Source organism: Candidatus Poriferisodalis sp., assembly GCF_965221945.1.
GTDB lineage: Bacteria > Actinomycetota > Acidimicrobiia > Acidimicrobiales > Poriferisodalaceae > Poriferisodalis.
This window is the reverse complement of record NZ_OZ244925.1, coordinates 1469666-1494502: the sequence shown is the minus strand read 5'-3', so window position 1 is coordinate 1494502 and position 24837 is coordinate 1469666. Positions and strand designations below refer to the sequence as shown.

Annotated in this window: 25 protein-coding genes, 2 pseudogenes and 1 other annotated feature; of the genes and pseudogenes, 8 read left to right on the top strand and 19 right to left on the bottom strand. The window is 66.7% G+C overall.

Going from position 1 to position 24837, the window contains the following annotated elements; genetic code table 11:
• Window position 1: 1 nt before the first annotated feature.
• From ACOQPH_RS07000 to ACOQPH_RS06985, 4 genes are all read left to right on the top strand, one after another.
• Window positions 2-1177 (top strand): acyl-CoA dehydrogenase family protein, encoded by a 1176-nt coding sequence (locus ACOQPH_RS07000; RefSeq protein ID WP_419553391.1) that lies wholly within the window; start codon window positions 2-4, stop codon window positions 1175-1177.
• An 11-nt stretch (window positions 1178-1188) separates the two neighbouring features.
• Window positions 1189-2331 (top strand): acyl-CoA dehydrogenase family protein, encoded by a 1143-nt coding sequence (locus tag ACOQPH_RS06995; protein WP_419553390.1) that lies wholly within the window; start codon window positions 1189-1191, stop codon window positions 2329-2331.
• The gene (locus ACOQPH_RS06990) at window positions 2328-3011 is read left to right on the top strand and encodes an O-methyltransferase (protein ID WP_419553389.1); all 684 of its coding nucleotides are present in this window, start codon (window positions 2328-2330) and stop codon (window positions 3009-3011) included. Before ACOQPH_RS06995 ends, ACOQPH_RS06990 begins: the two co-directional genes overlap by 4 nt.
• Before the next feature lie 244 nt (window positions 3012-3255).
• Window positions 3256-4335 (top strand): DUF4268 domain-containing protein, encoded by a 1080-nt coding sequence (locus ACOQPH_RS06985; protein WP_419553388.1) that lies wholly within the window; start codon window positions 3256-3258, stop codon window positions 4333-4335.
• Between the two features lie 33 nt (window positions 4336-4368).
• On the opposite strand, the gene ACOQPH_RS06980 is transcribed toward ACOQPH_RS06985, so the two are convergent.
• Together ACOQPH_RS06980 and ACOQPH_RS06975 are read right to left on the bottom strand one after the other, a co-directional pair.
• On the bottom strand, window positions 4369-5202 hold the full coding sequence (locus ACOQPH_RS06980) for a phytanoyl-CoA dioxygenase family protein (RefSeq protein WP_420623967.1): 834 nt from the start codon (window positions 5200-5202) through the stop codon (window positions 4369-4371).
• Between the two features lie 35 nt (window positions 5203-5237).
• A complete protein-coding gene (locus ACOQPH_RS06975) occupies window positions 5238-5873 on the bottom strand; it encodes an alpha/beta hydrolase (RefSeq protein ID WP_419553386.1) in 636 nt (211 codons plus the stop codon).
• Between the two features lie 147 nt (window positions 5874-6020).
• Here ACOQPH_RS06975 and ACOQPH_RS06970 point away from each other — a divergent pair, with 147 nt between their 5' ends.
• On the top strand, window positions 6021-6836 hold the full coding sequence (locus ACOQPH_RS06970) for an alpha/beta hydrolase (protein WP_419553385.1): 816 nt from the start codon (window positions 6021-6023) through the stop codon (window positions 6834-6836).
• Window positions 6836-7606, top strand: a complete 771-nt coding sequence (gene udp / locus ACOQPH_RS06965; protein ID WP_419553384.1) for a uridine phosphorylase — start codon at window positions 6836-6838, stop codon at window positions 7604-7606. The genes ACOQPH_RS06970 and udp overlap by 1 nt, the downstream gene beginning before the upstream one ends.
• 1 nt (window position 7607) lies before the next feature.
• Here the strand turns inward: udp and ACOQPH_RS06960 are convergent, their stop codons facing one another.
• The 6 genes from ACOQPH_RS06960 to ACOQPH_RS06935 all read right to left on the bottom strand — a co-directional run bounded on the left by ACOQPH_RS06960 (window position 7608) and on the right by ACOQPH_RS06935 (window position 11359).
• Window positions 7608-8402 (bottom strand): 2-keto-4-pentenoate hydratase, encoded by a 795-nt coding sequence (locus ACOQPH_RS06960; RefSeq protein ID WP_419553383.1) that lies wholly within the window; start codon window positions 8400-8402, stop codon window positions 7608-7610.
• Window positions 8403-8446: 44 nt separating this feature from the next.
• Window positions 8447-9217, bottom strand: a complete 771-nt coding sequence (locus tag ACOQPH_RS06955; protein WP_419553382.1) for a hypothetical protein — start codon at window positions 9215-9217, stop codon at window positions 8447-8449.
• Window positions 9218-9235: 18 nt separating this feature from the next.
• A complete protein-coding gene (locus ACOQPH_RS06950) occupies window positions 9236-9619 on the bottom strand; it encodes a hypothetical protein (protein WP_419923345.1) in 384 nt (127 codons plus the stop codon).
• A 5-nt stretch (window positions 9620-9624) separates the two neighbouring features.
• Window positions 9625-10614: a D-2-hydroxyacid dehydrogenase gene (locus ACOQPH_RS06945; protein WP_419553380.1), complete on the bottom strand. Its 990-nt coding sequence runs from the start codon at window positions 10612-10614 to the stop codon at window positions 9625-9627.
• A 42-nt stretch (window positions 10615-10656) separates the two neighbouring features.
• Window positions 10657-10959 carry a DUF2442 domain-containing protein gene (locus tag ACOQPH_RS06940; RefSeq protein WP_419553379.1) on the bottom strand — a complete coding sequence of 101 codons (303 nt, stop codon included), beginning with the start codon at window positions 10957-10959 and terminating at the stop codon, window positions 10657-10659.
• 64 nt (window positions 10960-11023) lie between these two features.
• Window positions 11024-11359, bottom strand: coding sequence for a hypothetical protein (locus tag ACOQPH_RS06935; protein ID WP_419553378.1), 336 nt, complete (start codon window positions 11357-11359; stop codon window positions 11024-11026).
• 160 nt (window positions 11360-11519) lie between these two features.
• On the opposite strand from ACOQPH_RS06935, the gene ACOQPH_RS06930 reads away from it, so the two are divergent.
• Entirely contained in the window at window positions 11520-12218 is a 699-nt protein-coding gene (locus tag ACOQPH_RS06930; RefSeq protein WP_419553377.1) for a hypothetical protein, read from the top strand.
• Window positions 12219-12401: 183 nt separating this feature from the next.
• Here the strand turns inward: ACOQPH_RS06930 and ACOQPH_RS06925 are convergent, their stop codons facing one another.
• The 9 genes and pseudogenes from ACOQPH_RS06925 to ACOQPH_RS06885 form a co-directional block, all read right to left on the bottom strand.
• Window positions 12402-13688, bottom strand: a complete 1287-nt coding sequence (locus ACOQPH_RS06925) for an IS256 family transposase (protein ID WP_420621901.1) — start codon at window positions 13686-13688, stop codon at window positions 12402-12404.
• A gap of 86 nt (window positions 13689-13774) precedes the next feature.
• A pseudogene (locus ACOQPH_RS06920) lies at window positions 13775-14023 on the bottom strand (integrase core domain-containing protein); the annotation flags it as partial.
• 52 nt (window positions 14024-14075) lie between these two features.
• Window positions 14076-14384 carry a DUF6262 family protein gene (locus ACOQPH_RS06915; RefSeq protein WP_420621899.1) on the bottom strand — a complete coding sequence of 103 codons (309 nt, stop codon included), beginning with the start codon at window positions 14382-14384 and terminating at the stop codon, window positions 14076-14078.
• Entirely contained in the window at window positions 14381-16333 is a 1953-nt protein-coding gene (locus tag ACOQPH_RS06910; RefSeq protein ID WP_420621898.1) for a tyrosine-type recombinase/integrase, read from the bottom strand. Before ACOQPH_RS06910 ends, ACOQPH_RS06915 begins: the two co-directional genes overlap by 4 nt.
• A complete protein-coding gene (locus ACOQPH_RS06905) occupies window positions 16281-17372 on the bottom strand; it encodes a tyrosine-type recombinase/integrase (RefSeq protein ID WP_420621897.1) in 1092 nt (363 codons plus the stop codon). The genes ACOQPH_RS06910 and ACOQPH_RS06905 overlap by 53 nt, the downstream gene beginning before the upstream one ends.
• 33 nt (window positions 17373-17405) lie before the next feature.
• Window positions 17406-17567: a hypothetical protein gene (locus tag ACOQPH_RS06900; RefSeq protein WP_420623966.1), complete on the bottom strand. Its 162-nt coding sequence runs from the start codon at window positions 17565-17567 to the stop codon at window positions 17406-17408.
• A complete protein-coding gene (locus tag ACOQPH_RS06895; protein WP_419551995.1) occupies window positions 17551-18942 on the bottom strand; it encodes an IS30 family transposase in 1392 nt (463 codons plus the stop codon). The genes ACOQPH_RS06900 and ACOQPH_RS06895 overlap by 17 nt, the downstream gene beginning before the upstream one ends.
• A complete protein-coding gene (locus ACOQPH_RS06890; protein WP_419553376.1) occupies window positions 18852-19598 on the bottom strand; it encodes an IS3 family transposase in 747 nt (248 codons plus the stop codon). Before ACOQPH_RS06890 ends, ACOQPH_RS06895 begins: the two co-directional genes overlap by 91 nt.
• Window positions 19524-19634 (bottom strand) — a sequence feature (AL1L pseudoknot). Its footprint overlaps the gene before it by 75 nt.
• Complete coding sequence (locus ACOQPH_RS06885; RefSeq protein WP_419553375.1) at window positions 19595-19921, bottom strand: transposase; 327 nt, start codon at window positions 19919-19921, stop codon at window positions 19595-19597. (Overlaps the previous feature by 40 nt.) The genes ACOQPH_RS06890 and ACOQPH_RS06885 overlap by 4 nt, the downstream gene beginning before the upstream one ends.
• 265 nt (window positions 19922-20186) lie before the next feature.
• Here ACOQPH_RS06885 and ACOQPH_RS06880 point away from each other — a divergent pair.
• A pseudogene (locus tag ACOQPH_RS06880) lies at window positions 20187-21224 on the top strand (IS110 family transposase); the annotation flags it as partial.
• A gap of 316 nt (window positions 21225-21540) precedes the next feature.
• Here ACOQPH_RS06880 and ACOQPH_RS06875 read toward each other — a convergent pair.
• Window positions 21541-22533, bottom strand: coding sequence for a hypothetical protein (locus tag ACOQPH_RS06875; RefSeq protein WP_419553373.1), 993 nt, complete (start codon window positions 22531-22533; stop codon window positions 21541-21543).
• A gap of 33 nt (window positions 22534-22566) precedes the next feature.
• A complete protein-coding gene (locus tag ACOQPH_RS06870; protein WP_419923343.1) occupies window positions 22567-24813 on the bottom strand; it encodes a DEAD/DEAH box helicase in 2247 nt (748 codons plus the stop codon).
• Window positions 24814-24837 lie beyond the last annotated feature (24 nt).

The window sequence follows — 24837 nt, the reverse complement described above, 5'->3', positions numbered from 1 at the left end:
AATGGAGTTCGAATTCCCGGCCGAGGCGGAGCAGTTTCGGAAAGAGCTGCGCGCGTTTATGGACGCCGAGCTGCCTGACTGGTGGAAAGGCCTGTTTCACGACGACGACCGCATCTATCCGTTCACCCGAGAGTTCTGCATGAAGCTGGCGGAGCGGGATTGGCTGACGATGTCGTGGCCGGTCTCCCATGGAGGCGTCGACGCCGACGTGTGGAGCCAGATGGTGGTGCGCGAGGAGATGTGGGCGGCCGGTGAGCCCCGCGGCCCGCAGTACATGAGCCTCAACTACATCGGCCCGATGCTCATGGAGTTCGGAACCGCCGACCAGCAGGAGCGGTTCCTGAAGCCGATGGCGGCGGGTGAGGTCATGTGGTGCCAGGGGTTCTCCGAACCCGAGGCGGGCTCCGATCTCGCGGCGCTGTCCACGAGGGCAACCGACGCCGACGGGTGCTTCCTGGTGAACGGTCAGAAGATCTGGACCAGCTACGCGACTGCTGCGGACTGGTGCTTGTTGCTGTGCCGAACCGATCCGGGCGAGCGGAAGCACCAGGGCTTGTCGATGCTGCTGGTCGACATGAACACTCCGGGCATCACGGTCCGGCCGATCGACTCGATGGGCGGCCCCCAGGAGTTCAACGAGGTTTTCTTCGACGACGTCGAGGTGCCCTACGACTGCCTGCTGGGTCCGCGAGGCGACGGTTGGCGGGTCGCGATGTCGACGCTGGCCCATGAGCGGGTCGGGGCTGCGCTCCATGCCCGGGTGAAGGTGCTGCTCGACGCATTGATCGAATACGCGACCACCACGAAGGACGAGAATGGCCGGCCGCTGGCCATGCGCCCGTCGGTGCGGGCTGGGTTGGTGCGGCTGCAGGCCCGGTACCGAGCAGCACGGCTGTTGTGCTACCGCGTCGTGTCGGCCATGGCGGCGGGCGACGCCAACGACGTCGACCCCGCAGTGAGCAAGGTGTTCTCGTCCGAGCTCAACATCCTGATCGGCAATATCGGTCTCGACATTGTGGGCGCCAGGGGACAGCTCCGCACCGGCGACGGCCTCGCCCCGCTCGACGGGCTCATGAACGATCACTGGGTCCACAGCATCCCGCAGCCGATCGCCATGGGCACGAACGAGATCCAGCGGAACATCATCAGCCAGCGCGGCCTCGGCCTCCCCCGGTAGGAGCGACTGCCATGGACCTGATGCTCAACGACACGCAAGAGATGATTCGGGACGGCGCCCGGCGCTTTCTGGCCGACTCGCTCGACGCCGACACGGTGCGAGAGGTCGAGGCAAGTGCCGACGGCGTCAACGCCGAGATCTGGGCTCAGATGGCCGAGCTCGGCTGGACCGCGCTTGCGCTCCCCACCGACATCGGCGGGGGTGGTGCAGGACTCGCCGACCTCTGCGTGCTCGCCGAGGAGCTCGGACGGGCTGCCGCCTCGACGCCTCTCGTCGGCACGGCTGGCTTCGCGGCGACCTTCCTCGCCGCCGCCGAGCCGACGACAGCGACCCGCGACATGTTGAGCACGCTCGCGGCCAGTGGTGCAGTGATCACGCCCGCACTGATCGACGCGGTCGGGCGCGACGAACGATCTGCCTCGTCGAGCGTCCTGTCCGAGACCGACGCTGGCGCCACGATCTCGGGCGCGAAGGCGATGGTGCCGTACGCGTCGGCGGCGCAGGTGCTGCTCGTGTCGCTGACGACGCCGGACGGCGAATCGGCGGTTGTCGCCGTGCACCGCGACACTCCAGGCGTCAGATGGACTCGCCACGGCGCCACGGGCGGGGATCCGCTGTTCCACGTCGAGTTCGACAACGTGGGGGTGCCCGCTGACAGCGTCCTGGCTCGCGGCCGTGCGGCGGAGCGGGCCATCGACGCAGGATTGGATGCGGCCACCGTCCTCGCCACCGCTGAAGCCGTCGGCTGCTGCGAAGGGATGATCCGGCTCGCGTCGGAGCACGCATCGAGCCGTCAGCAGTTCGGGAAGGTGATCGGCAGCTACCAGGCGGTATCCCACCGGTTGGCCGACATGCGCATCAACACCGACGCCTGCCGGCTCTTGGTCGCAGAGACTGCCTGGATGCTGGACCAAGGGCGCGATGCGACCCTCGAAGTTGCCGGGACCAAGGTCTTCGCAAACGAGGTGATGGTCGACATGATCCATGCCGCCCACACCGTTCACGGTGCGATCGGCTACACGACCGAGTACGACCTGCAGCTCTACACCAGACGCGCCAGGGCGTTCTGCCTCAGCCACGGCGACACTGACGTCCAAACTGAGCGCGCCGCCGTCGCACTCGGCCTCGAGCCGAGGAGGCCGGGTCACGCATGACGTCGCCCCTGCAAGATCCTGTGCTCGAGGCACTGCTCGATCGGCTGCACGCCGAGAGCGACGCGCAGGCCAGCGAGACGTCGGCGTTCTTCACCGAGGCGCGGCGGGAGAGCGGCCGGGATCGAACCCAGCGCGGGTTCGACGACGACATGCGCCGGTACCTCGCCGACAAGCTCGTCGCGCTCGATCGCGACAAGGCCACGTTCTGCTATCAGGTCTGCCGTGCTCTGAGCGCTCGCCGCGTGGTCGAGGCCGGGACGTCCCACGGGGTATCCACGCTATACCTGGCCGCTGCCGTGCGGGACAACGGTCATGACGACGGCGTGGTGATCGCCACCGAGTACGAACCGGAGAAAGCAGCGATTGCCTGGGCCAACTTCGAAGAGGCAGGTCTGGCGAGCTGGATCGAGCTTCGCGAGGGAGATCTGCGCGAGACGCTGGTCGACTGCGGGGGACCGGTCGATTTCCTGCTCGTCGACATCTGGCATGTCGCCCTCGACGCGCTCGAGCTGGTCGCCCCCGCCCTGCGCCCCGGCGCGGTCGTCGTCACCGACAACACCGTCTCCTCCGCCGAGGGCTACCAGCCCTACTTCGAGTTCCTCAATGACCCCGCCAACAAGCTCCGCACCATGACCCTGCCCTTCGCCGGAGGACTCGAGTTCACCGTCCGCGTCGGCTAGTTGCGCGTTGTTGTTGGGTTGTCGGGTCTGACCACGTGGTCGCGACCGGTTACGAGAACAGTCGTAACTGTGGCACAGACAGCCTTCGCAATACCGGCAGCCTTCTCGAACACGTCGAGGCTTTCGTCAGACAGCAGCTAGCCACGGGGAGTGAGGTAGTGGCCCAAAGTCAGGTGAACCGAGATGCCGTTAGCGTCAGTCGGCACCACGTTCTACGAGGGGGTAACGAGCGATGGCGACGAGGATGTCACTTTGGCAGCTCAACGACGACGGTAAAGCTGTACCGATCGACGAGAAGCCACTCGCGACCGAAGGTCAGATTGAGGCAGCGATCGAATCCGATCCAAAGCTGCTGGGCATTGATGTCCTGATCATCGGGCGCCAGACGCAGACGCCATCCGGTCCGCTCGACTTGCTTGCGCTCCACAGCGAGGGACAACTTGTCGTTATCGAGAACAAGCGAGACAAGACCCCACGAGAAGTTCTCGCACAGACCATTGATTACGCAGCCTGGGTCGCGAAGCTTGACTTTGGCGAGGTGGATGACCTCTACGCGAAGTATCGGGCATCGATTGGAGACGAAGGATCAGACCTCGCAGCGGCCTTCGAGGAGCACTTCGACGAAGAACTGGGCTCGATTGGTGATGTGCCGCGGATGATTGTGGTCGCGGCGCACCTCGACGACTCGACTGAGCGCATGATCGACTTCTTGAATGAGTCGTTTGACGTTCCCGTAAACGCAGTCCTGTTTCAACCCTTCGAGGGCAGGCTGCTGGGTCGCACTTGGCTTCGGCCCGATGCGATCGGTTCACGGGCCTCCGGCAAGCGGTCGTCCGCGAATGCGGAGGCGCGGGAGCAGGCGCGCCAGTTCTGGGACACTTGGCTGCCGATCGGGCGGGAGGTTCTGACCGAAATCAAGCTTCCAGCCAGGGGACCGAAGGCGGTGTGGGTCAAGCGGAGCATCACTCCCGGAATTCCTGCTGCGCTCCTGATGTTGGTCACGGCCTCGTCCGCTTATGCGGAAGTCCAATTCGACGACGACGACCCCCAGTTCAACGACTCGCTCCTGTGCGCGCTCAAGCAGCGGCGGTTGCAGATCGAGGGCGCTTACGGTGCCGAGTTGGATTGGCGCGGCTTGGAAAACAGCGCATCGCAGACGAGGCGCACAAAGGTCGTTGCGCCGTCGGTAAACATCGGACGACGGGCCGAACCGAACGAAGAGGGCTTGCGGGCGTTGGCAGATTCTGCTCGTTGTCTTGTCGATGCAGTGAGGCCCCACCTCCAGGAGGCCTTCGATGCGGCATCGGCACCGGGTACCGACTAGTCGATTGATAGCGGCGGCGGCTTGAGCGCCTGATCACGACGACGATGCGCTCACCTCGGCGGGGTGGAGTGCGAGCACTGAGCGGTCGTAGAATCCGAGGGAGTTCTCGTAGTCCATGTCGAAGCCGAGGCGGCTGCGCATGGCATCCGGCAGTGCGAGCACGTCGGCGAGGGGGATCGACACGTGCTGGTTTTCTTCCTGGCGGAGCCAGCCGAGGTTGTAGGTGAGGATGATCCCGTAGCGCCAGTCCTCAGGCGTGGAGTTGGCGCCGGCGCCGTGCAGCGTGCCGCCCAGCCAGTACAGGACTGAGCCCGCCGGCATCTCGGCCCGGACGACTTCGTCGGGTGCCGCAGAGCGGTCGGCGTCCCAGCGGTGGCTGCCGGGCACGAGCTGGGTGCCGCCGTTGTCGGCGGTGAAGTCCGACATGGCCCACATCGATGCCAGGATCAGGTTCGGGCGGGGGAGCGGGAAGTACGGGTAGAGGTCTTCCTCCCGATGGAGGATCTGGTCGCGGGCGCCGGGCCCGACCTCCAGCGCTGCAGTCACGTTCAGCGTCCATTTCGAGCAGTTCTGCCCGAGGTGACGGTCGCCGAGCGCTTCGGTGACCGGGTGCATCATCAGCTCGCGCACCGTCGGCGAGCGGTGCATGAGCGCCACCACCCGGCGGGTGAGGCCGGGGTAGAACGCGGTCGGCTTGTCGTCGGCCACCCTGGCGCTGGCCATGTGGTCGACCAGCTCAGTCCGGGCGGCAGCTACCTGGTCAGGGCGCGCAACGTCATGGACGACCACGCAGCCGGCGGCATCGAGCTTGGCGTACATGGCGTCGGGGTCGTCGTCGGCCGAACACGTCGGGATGCCGAGTGACATGGAGTGCTCCCTTCGTGCGCAATTCGCCGGTGGCCTCAGAGGACGCCGGCGAGCCAGTCGCGGGCGTCGACCATCATTTCGATGGTCTGGCTGTGCGCCATGTCGTAGGCGTGGTGCCGCAAGTCCCACCTGCCGTCGCCTAGGGCTGCGATCACTTCCTTGGGCTGGTCTTGGCCGATGAAGATGTCGCGGGTTCCCCACTGGAACAGCGCCGGTCGGCCGTCGCCGCCCGACAGGTCGAGGTCGAGACCTGGTGCGCTGGGAAGGCCGCAGCAGATGGCCCACACGCCGGCGTAGCGGGGCGCGCCGGGCCTGCCGACCAGCGCCAGCGACAGGTAGCCGCCTTGGCTGAAGCCGCCCACGATGCACCGCTCGAGTGGTACGCCTGTCTTGCCGGCCTCGTCCGCGATGAACGACTCGAGCATCTCGAGCGACGGCACGAACTGTGAGAGATCCATTTCGAATGTCTCGAGGTCGATAGACCACCAGCCTGCGCCGTCGCCGTCGGGCATGTCGATCGGTCCCCGCGGCGCGATCGCGGTGAAGCGCTCGTCTGGATCCACCAACGGCACGTACGACGCAAGGTGGTGCTGCTCGGCGGTGTAGCCGTGCATGAGGAAGAGGAGACGGTCGGCGCCGTCGCGGTCGATGCGGTACTGGGTCAGTGGCATGGCGCGGCGCGCTCCTGTGCTCGTCGTCCGATGAACCTGAGTGGCGAGGCTACCCGTGCCCCGAAAATCGGATGAGTTGTGCCGGCTCACTCGCGTTGCCGGCGGAGGCCCGAAATGCCGGTGGCCGGGGCTGCTAGAACCGCGCCCGTGTCGGTGTTCGCTGGGTCAGAAGGTTCGATTCACTACGAGCGATGGGCGCCCGAGGGCGCTCCGCGCCGCATCGTGATGGTCGTGCATGGCTACGCCGAGTACGCAGCTCGGTACCGCCATGTCGCCGAGCGGCTCACTGCGGACGGCGCAGTGGTCTACGGACCAGATCACATCGGGCACGGCCACAGCGAAGGCGAGCGGGCGCTGCTCACTGATTTCTCCCATGTGGTCGCCGATTTGCGGACGCTGGTGGATATCGCTCTGGCTGATCACCCAGGGCTGCCCGTCGTAATGATCGGACACTCGATGGGTGGATTGCTCACATCACGGTTCGCCCAGCAGTACCCGAACGAGGTCGCAGGCATCGTCTTGCTGGGCGCGGTGATCGGGGACTGGAACTGGGCTCGCGAGGCCTTGGCGCGACCGGAGCTGCCGCCGGCCACGACCGACTTCTCGGGAATGTCCCGCGACGAAGCGGCGGTCGAGGCCTACTCCACCGACCCGCTCATCTACCGGGAGCGGTACAAGCGGCCGTTGCTCGAAGCTGAGATGGTCGCGTTAGACCTCTTTGGAGCCAATATCGATCTGCTCACGATGCCGGTCCTGTTCTGCCACGGCACCGACGATCCCTTTGTCGACTACCGCACCTCATTGGCGGCGGTCCAGGCGATGCCGGCCCACGACAAGACGATCCGACTGTACGAAGGCGCCCGTCATGAGCTCGTGAACGAGACGAATCGAGACGAGGTGATCGACGAGATCGCCGCATTCATCGCTCGGGTGGCCGCCAATCGGAGAAATAGGGTCGGGTGATGAGCGACGGGAACGTGATGCACCTCGGTGTGAGTGCCGCCGATCTGGGCGGGGCCTCGTTGGCGATCGTGCCGGGAGACCCGGCCCGGGTGGAGCGGATCGCCGAGACGATGGCCGAGCCGGCCCATTTGGCCTCGAACCGGGAGTTCACGACCTACCGGGCGTCGATCGACGGCGCGCCGGTGGTGGTGTGCTCGACCGGCGTCGGCGGGCCGTCGACGTCGGTTGCTGTCGAGGAGCTGGGCCAGCTCGGTGTGAGGACATTCCTACGGGTCGGCACCACCGGTTCGATTCAGCCCGATCTGCTGATCGGTCACCTGGTCATCACCCAGGCAGCGGTTCGCCTGGACGGGGCGAGCCGGCACTTCGCACCGCTGGAGTACCCGGCCGCCTCGTCGTTCGAGTGCACCCGGGCCTTGGTCGATGCAGCGGTCGCCCTCCATGCCCCTCATCAGGTCGGCATCACGGCATCGTGCGACACCTTCTATCCCGGCCAGGAGCGCTACGACACGGTCGCCGGTGACGTCGTGCCGTGGCTGCGGGGCAGCCTGGCCGAGTGGCGTCGTATCGGGGTGCTCAACTACGAGATGGAGTCGGCCACGCTGTTCACGATGTGCGCGGCCAACGGCTGGCGGGCTGGGTGCGTCGCCGGGGTGATCGCCCAGCGCACCACCTCGGAGGCCGTCGTCGACGAGGACCGCATCGCTGCCACCGAGGAGCAGGCAGTGGGCGTGGTCGTCGAAGCCGCCCGTCGCCTGCTCGCTTCCTGAACTAGTGACAGCTCAGGCTGACCTCGCCGAGGCCTTCGATCGTGAACACCAGCTCGTCGCCCGCAGACGGGAACTGGGTGACGATGCTGCTGCCGGTCATCACGAACTGGCCTGCGCGCAAGCTCTGGCCCCGGGAGTTGAGGTTGTTGGCCAGAAAAGCCACGGCCTCGAGCGGATGACCGAGCGCATCTCCCGTGCGGCCTTCGCCCGCCGGCTCGCCGTTGAGCGTCAGGCGGGTGGCTGCGTCGACCAGGTCGACTGAGCGCCATTCGGTGACGGCATCAGCGAGGACAACTGCGGCGTTCCAGGCGTTCTCAGCGACCAGATCGAACACGTTCAGACTGCTGTAGTCGGCGTTGCGGTCCTCAACCAGCTCGAATGACGCATGGCAGGCACCGACGGCGTCCGCGACGCTCTCGCGGGTATGGGGGCCCGCATCAGCGGTGAGATCGGCTCCCATGCGCACGGCGACCTCGAACTCGACACCCAGGTGGCGGTGATCGTTGAGCCGCACAGCGGCGGGCGAGGCGTGCACCACGTGGTCGAACACCGCACCGGCGAGCGGCTCGTCGACGCCGACGAACTCCTGCATCGCCCGAGAAGTGAGGGCAACTTTGTATCCGGCGATCTTGCGGCCCCGCTCGCCCAGCAGCCGGTGAAAGGCGTCCTGGACCGCGTAGGCCGCGTCGAGTGACTGGTCGGTGGCGAGATCGGCGAATGAACGATGCTGTGCCCGAGCGTCGAGTTCGGCGAGGTACCGGCCTGCCAGATCGTTCGCCTCAGTCTGTTTCAACATCGTGACTTACTCCTCGGTTTGAGGTCGCCTCAGTGGCTCGGCTGTCAAGGGTGGGGTTGCGGAGGCTCGGTGCCGAGGGTTCGCCTGCCGGGCTCGGGCGTGCCGCCGGCGGGAACGTGCTGGAACTCGCGGTTCATTCTGCGGACGGCCGGTGTGATAGCCGCGGCGTAGCCGATCAGGGCGAGGAGGACTCGGCGAGCTGGCAGGAGCACGAAGCAGATGGCCCATGCAGCAGCGAATCCGATGAGTCGTGGTTTCATCGCGGACACACGCGCAGACGGCTTGTCGTCTGGTCGGCCGAGTGGGAATCGCTTCGGCTTGATGAACCAGCCGTGGGCGAACAGCTGAGCGACGAAGTACGGCCAGAAGGCCTCCGGGGCGTCCAGTGGGGGATCGGTGTCCCATGGCGCGTCGGTGTCGATGGCGAGTCCGTCTTGGATGCGAGACCACATATGCGAGGCGGTGACTCGGCCGGAGGCGCCACCGCGGTTCTGATGAGTGGGGCGACAGTGCCACCGGTACAGCACTCGTCGGTCCTCGGCGAGGGCCAGGATCCCGGCCTGGAAGATGCCGTTCGGGTGTGACGACCAGTGTCGCTCCAATATTGCGCCGTCGCCGATGTAGAGATCGAACCGGCCAGCCTCGCGGCAGTCGCCGAGGATCTCGTGGTGGGGGTCGCCTACCGCCTGATAGCTCAGTTCCCATGTGTCCTGTGCTTCGCTCGCGAGACTCTGGGGCTCACTGGAGACGGCGAAGATCTCGCCTCCCGCAGCCCGGATCTCCTCGACGACCCCCGACTTTTCGAAGCCGCGCAACTCGCGACGGCAGGGAGGTCACCACAGGCCGCGGTAGAACACCAAGACGACAAACTTGTGCTTGTCGAGTTGGGTGTTGAGCCACCCGGTGCGAACCCCGATCGGGGGATCGAGCAGCGGCGGGATCAGTGGGTCGTCAACGTCGGCGGCCGACACTCGAAAGCCCTCGGCCGATTGCTCGACCAGCACCTGCTCGCGGGCACAGACGTCGCCGTCGCACAGCACCAAGCCCAGCTCGAAGGACCCATTGCGCGCTTGTGCCACAGTGTCTTCGGCATCGATGATGCCGGTGATCTCGTAGTGCGACCCCTGTGTTGCATTGATCCACTCAAGGGCGGCCTCCGAAGCGGCCTGCAGCTCCTTGGGGGGTGCTTCGCTCACCGTCATGGGTTGCAGTGCCACCGAGGTCAGAAGCCGAGAATCTTGTCGGCGACGACGTAGCGCAGCGGTTCGCCGGCGAGCAGCCGGCGGCAGTTGTCGGCGACGAGCTCGAAGCGACGCTGGTCGATGTCGGGGCCGACCATCGCCACGTGCGGCGTGATGAGCACGTTGGGCAGCGTCCAGATCCGGTGGTCGGGCGGCAGCGGCTCCTGGTCGAAGACGTCGAGGCCGGCGCCCGCCAGCTCGCCGGCTTCGAGTGCGTCGACGAGGTCGTCGAGCACGACGGTCATGCCGCGCCCGATGTTGATGAACACTGCCGTGGGTTTCATCAGCGCGAACTGCGCCCGGCGGAGCATTCCCTCGGACTCGGCAGTGTGGGGAACGGTCATCACGACCGCGTCGGCCAGCGGCAGCTGCGCCTTGAGCTCGTCTGCGCCGAACACGGCATCGATGGCGCCGCCGGCGGTGGACTCGGGTCGGGCGTCGACGGCCACGACTCTCGGTCCCCACGGCTTCAGGTAACGAGCGGCCTGGTGAGCCACGCCGCCGGCGCCGATGAACAGCACGGTCGCATCGGCGAGGTGCAGGACCGGCGCAAGCCCGCCCCGGTACTCCCGGTTGCGCTGGCTGATGGCGTAGTGCGGCAACCCACGGGCGAAGGCGAGCAGGAACGCCATCACGTGGGTGGCGATGTGGTCGTTGTAGACGCCGCGCATGTTGGTGACGACGACCGGGTGGGCGGCGAGCTCGGGCGTGAAGTAGCCGAGCGGGGGATTGGCCATCGGGGCCTGCAGCCAGCGCAGCTTTGGCGCATGCCAGCCCTGCGGCAGCACGCCGTACGCCGCGTCGGCGTCGTTGAGCTGTTCGAGAATCTCCTCTTCGGTCGCAGCGATGACGACCGCGAGTCCCTCGAACTCGACCCGGAGCTCGGCCGCCCATTGCTCCAGCACCTCATGGTGCGGGATCGCCGGCGCCGAGGGCTGCGCCATCAACACGAACTTGGCCGACGAACTCATGTCAGGCCGGGTCTATCAGCCACTGACGAGATTGCGTTGATCTCAGTTCACCAGGTCGGGCCACGGTTTCGGGTGCAAGTCTTCGAAGCTCTTACCAGTGAGGTCTAAGTACATGGCCGTTTGGTCGAGTTCGAGCGCATCGCCCTTGCCCCAGGCAATTGCCCCGTACGGCCGCACATGCGCAGTCTTGAAGAAGGTCGCGTCCGACCAAGCTGTGAAGACCCCTCGGGTCGACCACTCGGCCAGATTGACGATGCCGCTCACGCCGTCGTCGAATCTGATCCACAACCTGAACGGCTGCCGCGCTTCAACCTCGACAGCCTGAGGTGGCCGCAACAGATCCATGCAGACGACCCTACGTGGGCCCGATGACGGGCATGCGGTTCGTCGCACGCAGGATCGCTGCGAGCTACAGCGTCGCCTTGAGTTCGTCGACGTCGGAGTACTCAGTCAGTTCGTCGAGATTCTGGGCCTGATGCAGGGCATCGACGGTCTCGGCCATGGACTCCCAACCGGGGTCGGCGAGGCGTACCTCAGTGATGCCAGCAATGGACTTGAGTTCGGCGATGGCGGACAGAACAGCTTCGTGAAGAGAGTCGGCATCGCGGTCAAAGTCGGCGAACTGGATGCCGCTGGCCCGGCTGATCAGAGCATCGTCGCAGCCGGCCTCGAACAAGTCATCGACGAGTTCGTCTGATTGAAGATCGGTGCCTTCAACGATCAGGGTGAATGTTTGGGTGGTCATAGTCAGATGTCGATATGTCGGTAGGACTGTGGCTGCGCCGGTCCAGTGCTCGCCGGAACTCCACATCAGTAGCGTGCCACGTTCGGGGTCAAGATTCGGCACGCTGCGTCGGCTGGTGCCGGGTTGGAGTCGCTTCCATCGGTAACGCGGGCCAAAGGTGGTGCCGGTCTTGGAAAACGAGCAGATTCTCGACGGCGTCAAGTCCCTAGAAGCTGTGTTGGTGCGCGCCGGTTATCGGACGCTGATCGAGGCGGTGGCCGAACACACGGTGTTCCTGCACCCCGAGACTGTCGCGCAAGCGCACGGCGAAGCGCTGTTTCCCGTGACACGCACAAAGGACATGGCTCGACGGGGCCGCATCATCGAACGGCCATACGGCGGTCGGGTGATGCTGGACGACAACCGCAGCCCGACGGATGCCTTCGTGTGGGCGGCCCAACAGCGCCGGGGACCAGACGTGCAGTTCAATCACCTATTCACGGTCGCCACTGAGTCCGACATGTATTCGGCCGACCCGGCGATCTACACGGCCCTCTGGAATATCTGCGTGACCCCAGCGTTCTTGGCGAAGCTGACCGACGTTAAGCGCCATGCCCATGTCCTCGCCGCATTGCAGCGCAGATCATTCGATCTCTACGGCTACCTGCCCGCCGGGCAGAGCGCACCAGAGCCGCCGGACGACTACGACAGTTTGACGTGGCGAGATCATCCGCCGCCTGTAGCCGACCTCGAGCGAGCGCTCCGAGACCAGTTACGTCGAGCGCCTCGCAGCAGGCCAGCCCAGGCGTGCCGCGAGATTGGCTGGTGCTTCAGCGGCTGGGAGCCCGACGATACGTTGCGCAATCCAGATCATGATTAATCGTGATGTCATTTCTGGACGGCGCGAGGACGATCGCTGTTAGGAATCGAAGGTCGGTGGGGAAGCTGATCGCGTTACTCACACAAACCGGAAGCTGAGGCCCTTGTCAAGCTCAAATCGGCCCTGAGTGAACCTCACCGGGGCCTGTCAGGAATTTTGTGTAACCGGCCGTGATGGTTTTCATCAGATGTGGTCGGCGATCCGGTCGCCGTAGTGGACGGTCAGTGTGTTCAGGATGGTTTTCCAGCCGTTGGTCTTTCCGGTCAGGTTGGTTCGGTTCTTGCGTCTGGCGGTGGCGACAAGGTAGAGGACTTTCATTGCTGCTTGTTCGTTGGGGAAGTGCCCTCGATGGCGCACTGCCCGTCGGAAGCGGGCGTTGAGGCTCTCGACGGCGTTGGTCGTGTACACGACCCGGCGCAGCTCGGGCGGGAACTCCAGGAACGGGACGAATTCGTCCCAGGCCTGCCGCCATGAGCCGATCATGGCGGGGTAGGTGCCTTCCCAGTCGTCGGCGAAGGCCTCGAAGCGTGCCTCGGCGGCCTCGACGGTGGAAGACGTGTAGATCTCCCGCATGGCCTTGGTGATGGGCCCCCAGTGCTTGGTGGATGCATACCGCAGGCTGTTGCGGACCATGTGCACCACGCAGGTCTGCACCGTGGCGTCGGGCCAGGTCGCCCGGATCGAGGAGGGCAGTCCTTTGAGTCCGTCGCAGCACACGATCAGCGCGTCGGCCAGGCCCCGGTTGCGCAGCTCGGTGAGCATCGTGGCCCATTGCTTGGCGCCCTCGCCGCCGGTCGGGCCCAGCCACAGCCCCAGCACGTCGCGTTCGCCTTGAAGATCCACGCCGATGGCGACATAGACGGGCCGGTTGGCGACCTGGGCGTCGCGGACCTTGACCACGATCGCGTCGATCAACAGCACCGCATACACGGCGTCGAGGGGCCGGTTCTGCCACACCGCCATGTCGGCCACGATCTCGTCGGTGATCTTCGAGATCGTCTCCCGGCTCACCGAGGTGTCATAGATCTCGGCGAGATGCGCCTGGATCTCCCCGGTCGTGAGCCCCTTCGCATAGAGGCTGATCACATTCCCCGACAGGCCGTCGAGACGACGCTGGTGCTTGGGCACCGTCACCGGCTCGAAGGACCCCGCACGGTCCCGAGGCACCGCCAGATCAACCTCGCCGATCTCGGTTGTGACCCGCTTGGGCGTCGACCCATTACGAGAGTTCGGGGTCCCGCGGCCTTCCGGGGCGTGACGCTCATAGCCCAAATGCTCGGTCATCTCGACCTCGAGACCGGTCTGGAGCACCTGGCGCACCAACCCGGTCAACAAGCCGCCGTCGCCGGTCAGCTCCACGCCCTCCGCGCGTGCCTGGGCCACCAGATACTCGGCCCAGTCCTTCATCGCTGCATCGTCGGCAGCTTCGCTCGCCGGCACAGCCAGCACGTCATGATCAGTCACAGACATGATCCTTCCCAGCCCACAGCCCTCAGCTGCGGACCCTCAGATCACGCCCGATACACAAAATTCCTGACAGGCCCCCTCACCGGGTTTCACGCAGGCTGTTTGTTGTGAGTCTCGCTTTGGCGGGTTGAGTGTTGTTGACGGTAGTGGAGGTCTTCGGCTTCGGCGGGCGGGACGCGGCCGGTGTTGTGGTGGTGCAGGCGCCGGTTGTTGAACCAGTCGACCCATTCCAGAGTGGCCAGCTCGAGGTCGTCGAGGCCGCGCCAGGGTCCGCGGTTGCGGACTAGCTCGGTCTTGTAGAGCCCGATCGTGGACTCGGCCAAGGCGTTGTCGTAGCTTTATCCGGCCAATCACGGCTTGGGTTGGGGCGTGGTTCGGTTGGCCGGTCGGTTAGTTGGCTTTGCGGCGGGGTTGGCGGTGTTCGAGGTGGCGGAGCCGTTCTTCGTGGTTTCGGGTTCGGTCGGCGAGTGCTTCGAGGCCGGTGCGCAGGTGGGCGATCTCGGCGGCGAGTGCGGTGAGGGTGTGGGGGTCGTGGCTGTGGTGGCGGTGTTCGTCGACGATGGCTCGGAGTTGGGGGTTGCGGTAGAGGGTGGTGCGGCTGATGCGGGCGTGTTCGGCGACGGCGGTGAAGGTGATCGCTTGGCCGTGGTTGGCGAGGCGGGCGCAGGCGGCTTCGACGGTTTCGACGTTGGTGGTCATGGGGTGTTGGCGATGAGCGTGTCGAGGCGGTCGAGGAGGCGTCGGTGCCGGTCGGTTTCGTCGATCCAGCCGCGTGCTTGGGCGTCGGCGAGGAGTGCTTGGGTGTCGACGCGTTGCGCGGAGAGCACGGCGGCCGACGCGGCATCGGTGCGGAAGCTGGGGCAGTGCTCGCAGATGTTGGCGTAGGGGCAGGCTCCTTGGGCGGGGGCGCGTAGGCAGTGGCCGCCGGCGAGGCGCGCTTTGATGGCCGGCGCGACGCGCCAGTCGTCGGAGGTGCCACCGTTGGCGGTGACGGGGATGCGCGGCCGGCCCGTTGGTGTGGGCATGGCGCCGATGCGGCTCTTGGCCAAGTCGAGGGCGCGTTCGTATTCGGCGCGGACGGTGGCGTCGAAGAGGTGCGCGTAGCGCAGGCTCATCTCGGCTGAGGCGTGGCCGAGGAGGGCCATGAGCGCTTGGAGGGAGACGCCGGCGTTGATCAGGGCGGTGGCGTAGGTGTGGCGGAGCTGGTGGGGGGTGACGTGGCCGATCCCGGCGGTCTCGGCGCTGCGGGCCAGTTCTGTGCGGACCGCGGTCTGCGACAGCCGGCGCCCGTGGTGGGTGAACAGGAACTGGGTCGCTCGGGCGGTGCGTGGATGCCGCAGCGGCTGACCCGCCGAGCGGGTGGCGGTGATCCGGTCGATGAGAGCGACGGTCTCGTCGTCGAGGGGGACCATGCGTTCGGTGTCGAGCTTGCCGAGGGGGACCTTCAGCCAGGCGCCGTGGCCGCTGATCTCGTGGACGCATTCCAGCTCGAGGTCGAGGAGTTCGCCGATGCGCAGCCCGACGGCTCGGGCCAGCAGCAGCGCGTCGGCGGCGAGGCGATAGGCGGAGGCTTCGAGCGCTTCGGTGAGTCGCCGGTCGGCGTCCACGGGCAGATAGCGGGGCAATGGCCGCGGCTGGCGGGGATGATCGGACCGGAAGATCAGCTTCCGGGCGGGGGCGTCGTCCCAGCCCCACTCGGTGATCTCTGCGAGCATGTGGCCGACAGCGCGGATCCGGCGGTCCTGGTCGGCGACGGTAATGGCCCGCCCGTTCTTTGATGACACTGCGTGGGCGACGGAGTTCAGGTAGGGCTCGATGTGGCGTTGGCGGCTCAGCCCGGCGAGCGATTCGAGCTCGGGGTCGTGTTCGGCGAGGAACCGGCCGAAGTGGGCGAGTCGGGTGGCCAGACTGGACACGGTCTTGGGCCGACAGGTTCCGCTCTTGCGTTGGAGGTAGGCGGCCATGGCGGAGCGCAGGCTCGGGCCGCAGTCGGCCAGCCGAGCCTCGAAGGTGTCCGGCTGCTGGTGGGGTTCGGGTGGTTGGGGGACGATGTCGAGGTGGAACAGCACCGTGTGGGCGCACACGAGCGCCCCCCGGTAGTGCCGCCAGCGTTGTCCGGTCGCAGCCTCGCGTGCCCGGCACGCGTCGGCCAGCGTCTCCATGTCGCCGATGGTCAACTGTTCGAGTGGGCGCCCGGTCTGGATCAACAGCCGGCCGGCCGACTGGGACGCGGCCCGCTTCGCCTGAATCTGGGTGAACCCGACCGCCACCGCGGTGTCGCAGAACCGACCCATGTCGGCCTCGAGCGGCGAGCTGCGGATCTCGCGCCACAAGCTCGACAGCTTGCGTGACACCAGCCAGTCCCAGCCCGGCCGCAGCCACCGGTGGGTCATCAAGAACATCAGCAGCGACATCGTCGAAGGCGGCAGCACCAGCCGGGCGCGCAGGGGTTGGCCGGCCCAGGCCTGCGGGTCGGGCCAGCGGTCCAGGAATGCCCGGGCCGCCCAGTCCGAGGCCGGGTTCCCCCGGCCGGTGGCGCGCTGGCGGTCCCGCCACGCCGCCAGCAGCTGGCCCGGTGCTGGGACCGGCACCGGTTCAGGTGTTGGCGCGTTGGCGGCGGCGGGCAGCATCGAACTCGGCCTTGACATGGGCGGGGGCAACATGGATGTAGCGGGCGGTGGTGTCGATGTGGGCGTGGCCCAACAAGGCCGCCATCACGGCCAAGTCCACGCCGGCCTCGGCCAAAGCGGTGCCGAAGGTGTGACGCAACGCGTGGGGATGCGCGGCCGTGATGCCGGTGATCTCGCGGTGATAGCGAAAGATGCGCCGCAGCCCCGCCGGGGTGAGCGGCTGCCCGCGGGTGGGGCCCTTGGCCACGACGAACAGCCTGGCGCTGGTCGTCTCAGGGCGCTCGGCGAGCAGGTAGGTCCCGATCACCCCGGCGACGTCGACGTCGAGCGGGACCCGGCGCTCCTTGCCGCCCTTGCCCGACACCAGCAGCCAGCGGGCGCCGATGTCGACATCGGCGACGTCGAGGGCCAACACCTCCGACGAGCGCAACCCGCAGAACACCATCAACCCGGCGATGGCCCGGTCCCGCCACGCTCGCAGGCTCTCCAGCAGCGCCACGACCTCTCGGCCGTCGAGCGTGCGCGGGAGCCGCCTGGCGTCGCGGACCCGCAACGGCGAGCGCCGCCTCGGCGCACGCGACACGTGGGCGAGCATCCCGCCCCGCTCACCCGCCGACGCTCGCTTGGCCTCCCGGCCCGCAGGCACCGGGTTCGGCGCGTCCGGGTCGCGCATCGACCGGAACGAGAACAACCCCGACACCGCAGCCAAGCGCAGGTTGATCGTGGCCGCAGACAACGTGTCGGTCCGGCGGCCGTCGAGCCCGACCACGTTCGTACCGCCGGGCCGGCCGGCCACCCGCTCGCTGCGGCACGCGGTCAAGAACCCCAACAACACATCCGTCGTGACCTCGGCCAGATCCAAGTCCTCGGCGCCGAGCCAGCGGCACAACGCCAACAGCCCGAACCCGTAGGTGCGGATCGTGCGCGGCGAGTAATTCCGGTCAACCAGATACGACAGATAGTCGTTCACCAACCCGAACCGGCCGGCGCTGTCGCCGGCAAGCTGCCAGCCAACCCCAGTCCGCTCGAGGAACAACCCGCCATCCGGCACAGCCACATCTGTAACGCCCAGCGAACCACAATGCAAGCATTACCCAGCCCCAACCGGGCACTCATCTACCAGCCCCACAACAAATTGGCCGGTTAACAGGCAGTCTCCGACCGATCCCACCGACGCGGCGATGTCGTTGGCGGCGAGCCGTTCGGTGTAGCGGATGGACAGGTACTGGCCGGATTCAACCGGTCGTTGCAACACCGGGTTGTTGGAGGGATCGTAGGTGTTCGTCGAGGGCTTCGGCGGGTGTGCGCCAGCCGAGGGTCTTGCGTGGCCGGGTGTTGAGCGTGTGGGCGACGGCGTTGATCTCTTGTGCGGTCCATCGGGACAGGTCGGTGCCTTTGGGGAAGTAGTGGCGCAACAGTCCGTTGGTGTTCTCGTTGGTTCCTCGCTGCCAGGGGCTCTTGGGGTCGGCGAAGTAGACCGCGATGTTGGTCTCGACGGTGAACGCGGCGTGGGCTGAGAGCTCCTTGCCGCGGTCCCAGGTCAGTGACCGGCGCAGCTGTTCGGGCAGCGTGGTCATCGACGCTGCGAGCGCGTCCTTCATGGTGAGGGCGCCGTAGCCGGCGAGGGCCGGCCCGTTCTTGGTGCGGGGGATGACGCCGTAGCCCTCGGCGCGTGGCAGGTGGATCAGCATCGTGAACCGGGTAGTGCGCTCGACGAGGGTGCCGACCGCTGAGCGTTTCAGTCCGATGATCAGGTCGCCTTCCCAGTGTCCGGGGACGGCTCGGTCCTCGACTTCTGGGGGCCGTTGGCTGATCATCACCTCGGGTGTGACGTGAGCCCACGCGGTCTGGCGGGCCCGGGCCCGCGGCACCCGCAAGGCGCGCCCGCTGCGCAGGCAGGCGACCAGCTCGCGCTGCAGCGCTCCGCGGCCTTGCACATAGAGGGCCTGGTAGATCGCTTCATGGGAGATCCGCATGGACTCATCATCGGGGAAATCGACCCGCAGACGGTTCGAGATCTGCTCTGGGCTCCAGGCTTGCACCCAGCCGCGGTCGCCACGATGCGGCTTGTTCTTGCCGTTCCACTGCGGACCCTCGGGGCCCAGCACCCGGCCATCGGATGCCCTGACCCGCCCCGACAGGCGGTCCTGGACATAGCTGCGGAGCCGGTCGTTGGAGGCGAGCTTGGCCGCCTTGGGCCGCCGAGCGCGGCGCTCGGCATGCCACTGGGCGATCGTCGCTTTGTACTCGACACGCCAGGTCCTCGTCGACGCGTTCCGACGCAGCTCCCGCGAGATCGTCGACGGGCTCCGGCCCAGCCGGCGGGCGATCTCGCGCACGCCGACACCCTGGGCCCGATACAGCGCAATCTCTTCGCGCTCGCCGAATGACAGATATCGGCCCGACACCGTCGGGGCAAGGCATGGGTTCACACCGCCAGCGTGGCGGAACCACCGGAACCCAACCGGCGATGACACCCCCGCGACAGCCGCCGCGACGCCGGTCTTGTCCCCACGAGCGATCGCCGCCCAGAACCTCACCCGGTCCTGCCGCCACGCAACCGTCGGCCGCCCTGGCGACGGCACCTGGCCTCGATACAGCTGAACCTCCCGCTGCCTTTCCCGCATGGTCCCCACCTGACACCTCCATCATCGAGGTGTTGCGACGACCACTTGAATCCGGCCTGGGTGCCGCGGTCGGAGTGGTGGACCAGACCGTCGAGTCCGGCGCCGGCTCGGCTGCGTTCCCATAGGGCCTGTTCGAGCGCGTTGATCGCGAGGTCGCTGCGCAGCGATCTCGACGCCTGCCAGCCCACGATGCGGCGGCTGAAGGCGTCGGTGACGAAGGCCACGTAGACGAACCCCGACCAGGTGCGCACATAGGTGATGTCCGCTACCCACAGCCGGTTCGGCGCCGCAGCGCTGAAGCGGCGCTCGACGAGGTCCCCCGGACGCTCAGCTGCGGCGTCGGCGACGGTGGTGCGCCTCGGCTGCCCTCTGGTGGCGCCGCGCAGTCCCAGGTCGCGCATCAGCCGCTCCACGGTGCAGCGAGCCACCCGATGCCCCTCGCGGTTGAGCTGCGCCCACACTTTCGGCGCCCCATAGACCCCGAAGTTCTCCGCATGCACCCGAGCGATCTCAGCCTTGAGCCCGGAGTCGCGCACCGAACGCGCCGAGGGCGGGCGGCGCTTGGCGGACCAATACGTGGACGGGGCGAACTGCAAGGCTCTGCAGATCGGCTCGACCCCGAACCGTTCCCGGTTGGCGTCAATGAAGGCCATCATCGTGTCCGGCCGTCGAGCTCGGCCGCGAAGAAAACCGACGCAGACTTCAAGATCTCATTCGCGCGGCGCAACTCCCGGTTCTCGCGCTCCACACGCTTGAGCCGCTCACGCTCATCGCTCGTGAGCCCCGGCCGGCGCCCCTCGTCGACCTCACAGCGGCGCACCCACTTGCGCACCGTCTCAGGCGTCGGCCCCAGCTTGTCGGCCACCGACGAGATCGCCTCCCACTGCGACCCGCAATCCCGCTGGGCCTCCAAGACCATCCGCACCGCACGCTCACGCAACTCGTCCGGATACTTCCCCCGACGTCTCTGCTCTGACATGGCCCCATCCTCTCAAGGGTCGGAGCCTGCGCAATAGCCGGTGAGGTTCAGGCTGGCGTTCGGGCCTGGGTTTGACTCGGGGTGTGACGGGCTTTGTGCCTTGTCGGTGATCTGTCGGCTCGGTGTCCCGTTCGCTGGCGCGCACCGGCCGGTCGGGCGGACGTGACTTGATAGGAGCCTTGGCTATGCACCGTGGCTGTCCTGTCCGCCGTCCCGGCCGGTGGTGCCTCGCTCACCCGATTCGGGAGAAGGGCAGGGGTTCATCATGGCTGATGGTCCGGTCGGCGTCTATGGGGGCGTCGACACTCACAAAGACGTTCATGTCGCTGCGGCGGCCGACCAGGCAGGCCGGGTGCTCGCAGCGGCGTCGTTCGCGGCGGATCTTGACGGGTATCGAGGTCTGCGGGGGTGGCTGGAGTCATTCGGGCCGCTGGTGCGGGTCGGCATCGAGGGCACCGGCTCCTATGGGGCGGGCCTGTGCCGGCACCTGTGGGCCGCGGGTGTCGAGGTGGTCGAGGTGACCCGGCCGGACCGTCAGATGCGGCGTCGCCGCGGCAAGTCCGACACCGTGGACGCTGAGGCTGCTGCGCTGGCGGCTTTGAGCGACGAGCGGACATCTGCGCCCAAGGGCGGCGACGGCACGGTGGAGTCGATCCGCCAGATCCGGGTCGCGTTGTGCTCGACGCGGGATCATCTCACCCGCATCTCCAACCAGGTCCGGGATCTGATCGTGACCGCTCCCGAGCAGCTGCGCAGCGAGCTCGAGCCGCTCACCGCAGCCCAAAGAGCCCAGCGCTGCGCCAGGTTCCGCCCCGGCGACGTCGCCGACCCTGCCCAGGCCGCCAAGCTCGCATTGCGCACCCTGGCCCGCCAATACGAGTCCCTCGCCGCTGATCTCGGCGAGCTGCGAGAACACCTCGACCGGCTCACCGCCGCTGCGGGCCCAGCGCTGCGAGCCGCCAAAGGCATCGGCCCCGACGTCGCGTCGATCCTGCTCACCACAGCCGGCGACAACCCCGACCGGCTCACAAGCGAAGCAGCATTCGCCGCCCTGTGCGGCGCCAGCCCCGTCGAGGCGTCCTCGGGCAAGACCACACGGCACCGCCTCAACCAAGGAGGCAACCGCCAGGCCAACCATGCCCTGTGGCGCATCGCCATGGTCCGCCTCGCCACCTGCGAACGCACCCGCGCCTACGCCGCCCGCCGACAGACCGAGGGCAAAAGCCGACGCGAGATCATCCGCTGCCTCAAGCGCTACATCGCCCGAGAAGTCTTCGCGCTGCTCACCAAACCCCAACCCGCCCCCGTCGTCGCCGACCTGCGAGCACGACGACACGCCACCGGACACAGCCTCGCCCACGTCGCCGACCAGCTCAACACCTGGCCCGCCACCATCAGCGCCATCGAACGCGGCAAAGCACCCCACCACCGGCTCCTGCCCGCCTACCGAAACTGGCTCAACACCCACCAAACCGCCGCTTGACGAACCATAGGAGCATCACCCACCCGGTGCTCCGATTGCACTGCTGGTGGGGGCGTTGTGAACCATGAGTCTTGGCGTCAGCACGGAACTTTCCAGCGTTCTCCAAGTGGTGCATGGGTCCCCGGGACGTCGTCTGCTATTCGCTGCCGATGACGGTCAAAGGGACGGCGTAGGTCTCGGAGAGATAGAGCTCTGTGGTGGCGAGGAGGTCGAGCTGTGCCTGGCTCACGCTTGACTTTGAGAGGCCGGGCTGGACGATGAAGACCTCGAACTCGGGTACGAGGTAGGGGAGTTGGTGGGCCACCCGGTTGAGGACCTCCTGTGACCCTCGTTCGAACCGGCTCACGTTGTGCCGTGCGCTTCGTGATGCGTCGCGTCGTTTCAGGTGTTCGATGAGGTGGTGGCGGTCCTGTTTCCAGTGGACGGACTTCTGCGCCTGGCCGCAGACCTCGTAGAGGTCCTCGACCCGCGCTCCGGGACCGGGTCCTGCTGAGTACTTGCAGTGATAGAGGTGAATCCGCAGCCGCTCCGCCTCGAGGTCGGCGGCGATCGCGACGATGTCAGCTGCCTCGCCCGTGCCGTCGTCGTCCACGATGACGTCCCACATCGGGTCGCGATCGAGTTGTTGCAGCACGCGGTGCTGGATCGTGCTCGCGTCGCGCTCGACGCCCTGAGACTCCCTTCTGATGTTGGTCGGGGTCCAGTCCCACGCCTGGATCTTGTCTGGGTCGTATCCCGCCGAGGGGGACGCCGGAGTGAAGAGTTGATCGCCGGCTAGGAACGCGCCCGTGTGGAAGCGGATGATCGGTGGCTCCTGCAGGAACCACTCGTCGATCGGGACCCACCTAGGGCCGCGTCGGATTGACACGGTTGGGCCGTCAACGTGTCGGTAAGAGGCGCCGTCCGGGCCGAAGTCGATGGCGAAGGTCGACTCGGCAGCTCCGATGACCTGCAGGAGAAGAGGCCCGGTCTCCTCTCGTGGCTGGACCTCGAGTTCGACGTCGAGAAGCGTTGCCTCCGCTGTCCCCTGCAGGATGTGAGTGGTGTGCTCAGGGCGAATCCAGATCTGATCGCTCCACTCGGCATGGAGCGGCACCAGCGGCGGTCGCTTGTCGACGGTTTCTGGCATCAACGTGTTGGCGAGTAGCTCGTCGAGCCTGATTTAGTTGTCGGCCAGCTTGTCGCCGATCTCCGCGCACCACCGCGTCCACTCGCTGATGTCCTCGGCGACTCGGTATGACCAGATTCGTCCCTTCTGGGAGCAGCCAACACTTGCGCGGCTGCCGGCTTCGTAGCCGAATCCAAATAGGTTTGATGCCACGCGATTCTGAAGCTGTGCGTCGCTGATGCCCTGTCGGACGTCGGGTCCCGCGTACATGGTGAAACGCACCGCACGGTTCAGCGCTGCTTTCAGCCCGAGGTTGGCAACGACCAGGCGTTGGATCCCACCGAGCACGCGGAACACACGGTCTCCGCCAACAAGGCTGACGCCCGCGCCAGCGACAGCCTCCGCAAGCTCCTTATGGACACCACGGTTGTCCGAGCTGTGGATGAAGAGAAGTCGCTGATCCTCGTTGTAGTGGATGAGATACAGGTGCCAGGTAGTGTTTCGAAGCCAACGCACGTTTCCCCAAGGCACATTCTCGTCGTCGAACGCAATGACGACCGCCACGTTGCTTCGGAGGTTGATCGCCGGTTCGGCGAACAGCTTCGACTCATCAAACGCTTCCCCGATTCGCTCCGGGTGCCACCGCGCCGCGTCGACCTCGTAGACGACCGTGCTCATCTTCGGGTAGATGGTCTGCAAGGGCAGTTCGTCAGCGCTTTCTCCGAAGCCGTCGAGGAACTCGGCCCTTCTCGCATGTCGACCGAGCGCCCCCTCGCTGATCTCGGAGAGCAAGCCGTTCCAGTCAGAGTCTTGGGCATAGAGGTCGGCGATCGCCGACTCCACGCGGGGATCGGTGATGTTGGCCACGACGCTCGCGTCACCGAGGTCGGGCGTGGTACGCGTGAAGCGCCCGATGAACTGGAGCGTGATAGCGAGGCCTCGGTGATGATCGTGCAGCGCAGCCACCTTGAGCTCGGGCAGGTCGAACCCCTCGCCAAACATGTCGACGCAGATGATGATGCGGGACCGGCGATTGTTCATCGCGTCGAACGCTTCTTGTTGTTCTGACTGGGTCTGTTGGCTGTGAACGAGCACTGCGTCAGTTCGGCCGAGCGACTGGTAGAGGGCGTGCACCTGCTCCGCCCGCGTGATGCTCTTGCAGCGCGCCATGAGGAGATGGTCGCGGCCACTCCCCACGTCTTCGTCGAGGATCCCGAGTGCAGCCTGGGCGATCCGTTCGTCGGCAGCACCGGGATCGAACTCATACACCGGGTGAAAAGAGATGGGTCGGAAGTACCCCGCTGCCTGGGCTAGGCGCAGGGGGTACTCATAAATCGACCGCCCGGAGACGTGGCGGCCATCGCCGCGATAGGGCGTCGCCGTGAACTGCACTACTGGCCGATCGGCGAACAGCTGTCGAAACTCCGCCCAGGTCCGCGCTCCGATGTGGTGAGCCTCATCGATGAACAGGTGGCTCGCTTCCTCGGCCAAGGTCGCCTGGACTTCGGGCACCGCCTGGGTCAGCGCCTGCATAGTCGCGACCAGAACGTTGCAGCTGCCCAAGAGCTCACGAGCCTCTGCGGCATTCGCGATCCGGCGATCGATGACGCCGACCACCGGATAGTCAGCGGACGACGAGATGCAACCGACGTCCTTGAGGAGCCCCAGGGACAGGAACTTGTCCGCGAGCTGAGTCCGAAGAGCGCGGCTAGGGACGGCGACGAGTAGGGGCGTGAGGCGCTCTCGTACGAGGGCCGCGATCATCGTGTCCGTCTTGCCGGTACCTGTTGGCATGACGATGGTGGCGACGTCGTCGCGCGCTGTCCAGTACCCCACCAGCGCGTGAAGCGCGCCGAGCTGAGGTGTTCGGAGACCTGCGCTCGAGTGTGAGGCCTCGCGGAATGTGAAGGCGCCTTCCCAGCTCGCTATGACGCTCTCGCACACTTGCGGCAGGTTCCGTGCATCCTGCGGGCGTGGAGGCTTTGGCGCGAGCCACCGCCAGGAGTCCTGATACTCAAGGTAGCTCAGCGGGTCAGCCTCGGTCCCATCGCTCAGAATAACCCCAGCAACCCCGGTAGGTGGGGTGATCCGCCGCGGGCAGATCAGGATGCGACCGGCGGCCTCCGATTCGAGCTGCAGGACCGGGACCCGACCAGCATGGAGAGCCGGCGAGATCCTTACCACGTGATGCGCTGCAGCCACCTCAAGCTGGCGGAGCTTGTTGGCGCCGACGCGCGCGTCCAGCGCGAGCCGTCGCGGCAGCACGACAGTCGCTTCGCCCGCACCCGCTTCGGTGCTCACGATCGCGTCCGGGGAATCATGACC

Bases quoted from the DNA above. Each gene is read 5' to 3' on its own strand.
- ACOQPH_RS06890 (WP_419553376.1), bottom strand. From the start codon at position 19,598: ATGATGGCCTTCATTGACGCCAACCGGGAACGGTTCGGGGTCGAGCCG.
- ACOQPH_RS06945 (WP_419553380.1), bottom strand. From the start codon at position 10,614: ATGAGTTCGTCGGCCAAGTTCGTGTTGATGGCGCAGCCCTCGGCGCCG.
- ACOQPH_RS06985 (WP_419553388.1), top strand. From the start codon at position 3,256: ATGTCACTTTGGCAGCTCAACGACGACGGTAAAGCTGTACCGATCGAC.
- ACOQPH_RS06935 (WP_419553378.1), bottom strand. From the start codon at position 11,359: ATGACCACCCAAACATTCACCCTGATCGTTGAAGGCACCGATCTTCAA.
- ACOQPH_RS06980 (WP_420623967.1), bottom strand. From the start codon at position 5,202: ATGTCACTCGGCATCCCGACGTGTTCGGCCGACGACGACCCCGACGCC.
- ACOQPH_RS06910 (WP_420621898.1), bottom strand. From the start codon at position 16,333: ATGTCAAGGCCGAGTTCGATGCTGCCCGCCGCCGCCAACGCGCCAACA.
- ACOQPH_RS06925 (WP_420621901.1), bottom strand. From the start codon at position 13,688: ATGTCTGTGACTGATCATGACGTGCTGGCTGTGCCGGCGAGCGAAGCT.
- ACOQPH_RS07000 (WP_419553391.1), top strand. From the start codon at position 2: ATGGAGTTCGAATTCCCGGCCGAGGCGGAGCAGTTTCGGAAAGAGCTG.
- ACOQPH_RS06885 (WP_419553375.1), bottom strand. From the start codon at position 19,921: ATGTCAGAGCAGAGACGTCGGGGGAAGTATCCGGACGAGTTGCGTGAG.
- udp (WP_419553384.1), top strand. From the start codon at position 6,836: ATGAGCGACGGGAACGTGATGCACCTCGGTGTGAGTGCCGCCGATCTG.
- ACOQPH_RS06895 (WP_419551995.1), bottom strand. From the start codon at position 18,942: ATGCGGGAAAGGCAGCGGGAGGTTCAGCTGTATCGAGGCCAGGTGCCG.
- ACOQPH_RS06875 (WP_419553373.1), bottom strand. From the start codon at position 22,533: ATGCCAGAAACCGTCGACAAGCGACCGCCGCTGGTGCCGCTCCATGCC.
- ACOQPH_RS06975 (WP_419553386.1), bottom strand. From the start codon at position 5,873: ATGCCACTGACCCAGTACCGCATCGACCGCGACGGCGCCGACCGTCTC.
- ACOQPH_RS06995 (WP_419553390.1), top strand. From the start codon at position 1,189: ATGGACCTGATGCTCAACGACACGCAAGAGATGATTCGGGACGGCGCC.
- ACOQPH_RS06940 (WP_419553379.1), bottom strand. From the start codon at position 10,959: ATGGATCTGTTGCGGCCACCTCAGGCTGTCGAGGTTGAAGCGCGGCAG.
- ACOQPH_RS06990 (WP_419553389.1), top strand. From the start codon at position 2,328: ATGACGTCGCCCCTGCAAGATCCTGTGCTCGAGGCACTGCTCGATCGG.
- ACOQPH_RS06915 (WP_420621899.1), bottom strand. From the start codon at position 14,384: ATGACCACCAACGTCGAAACCGTCGAAGCCGCCTGCGCCCGCCTCGCC.
- ACOQPH_RS06960 (WP_419553383.1), bottom strand. From the start codon at position 8,402: ATGTTGAAACAGACTGAGGCGAACGATCTGGCAGGCCGGTACCTCGCC.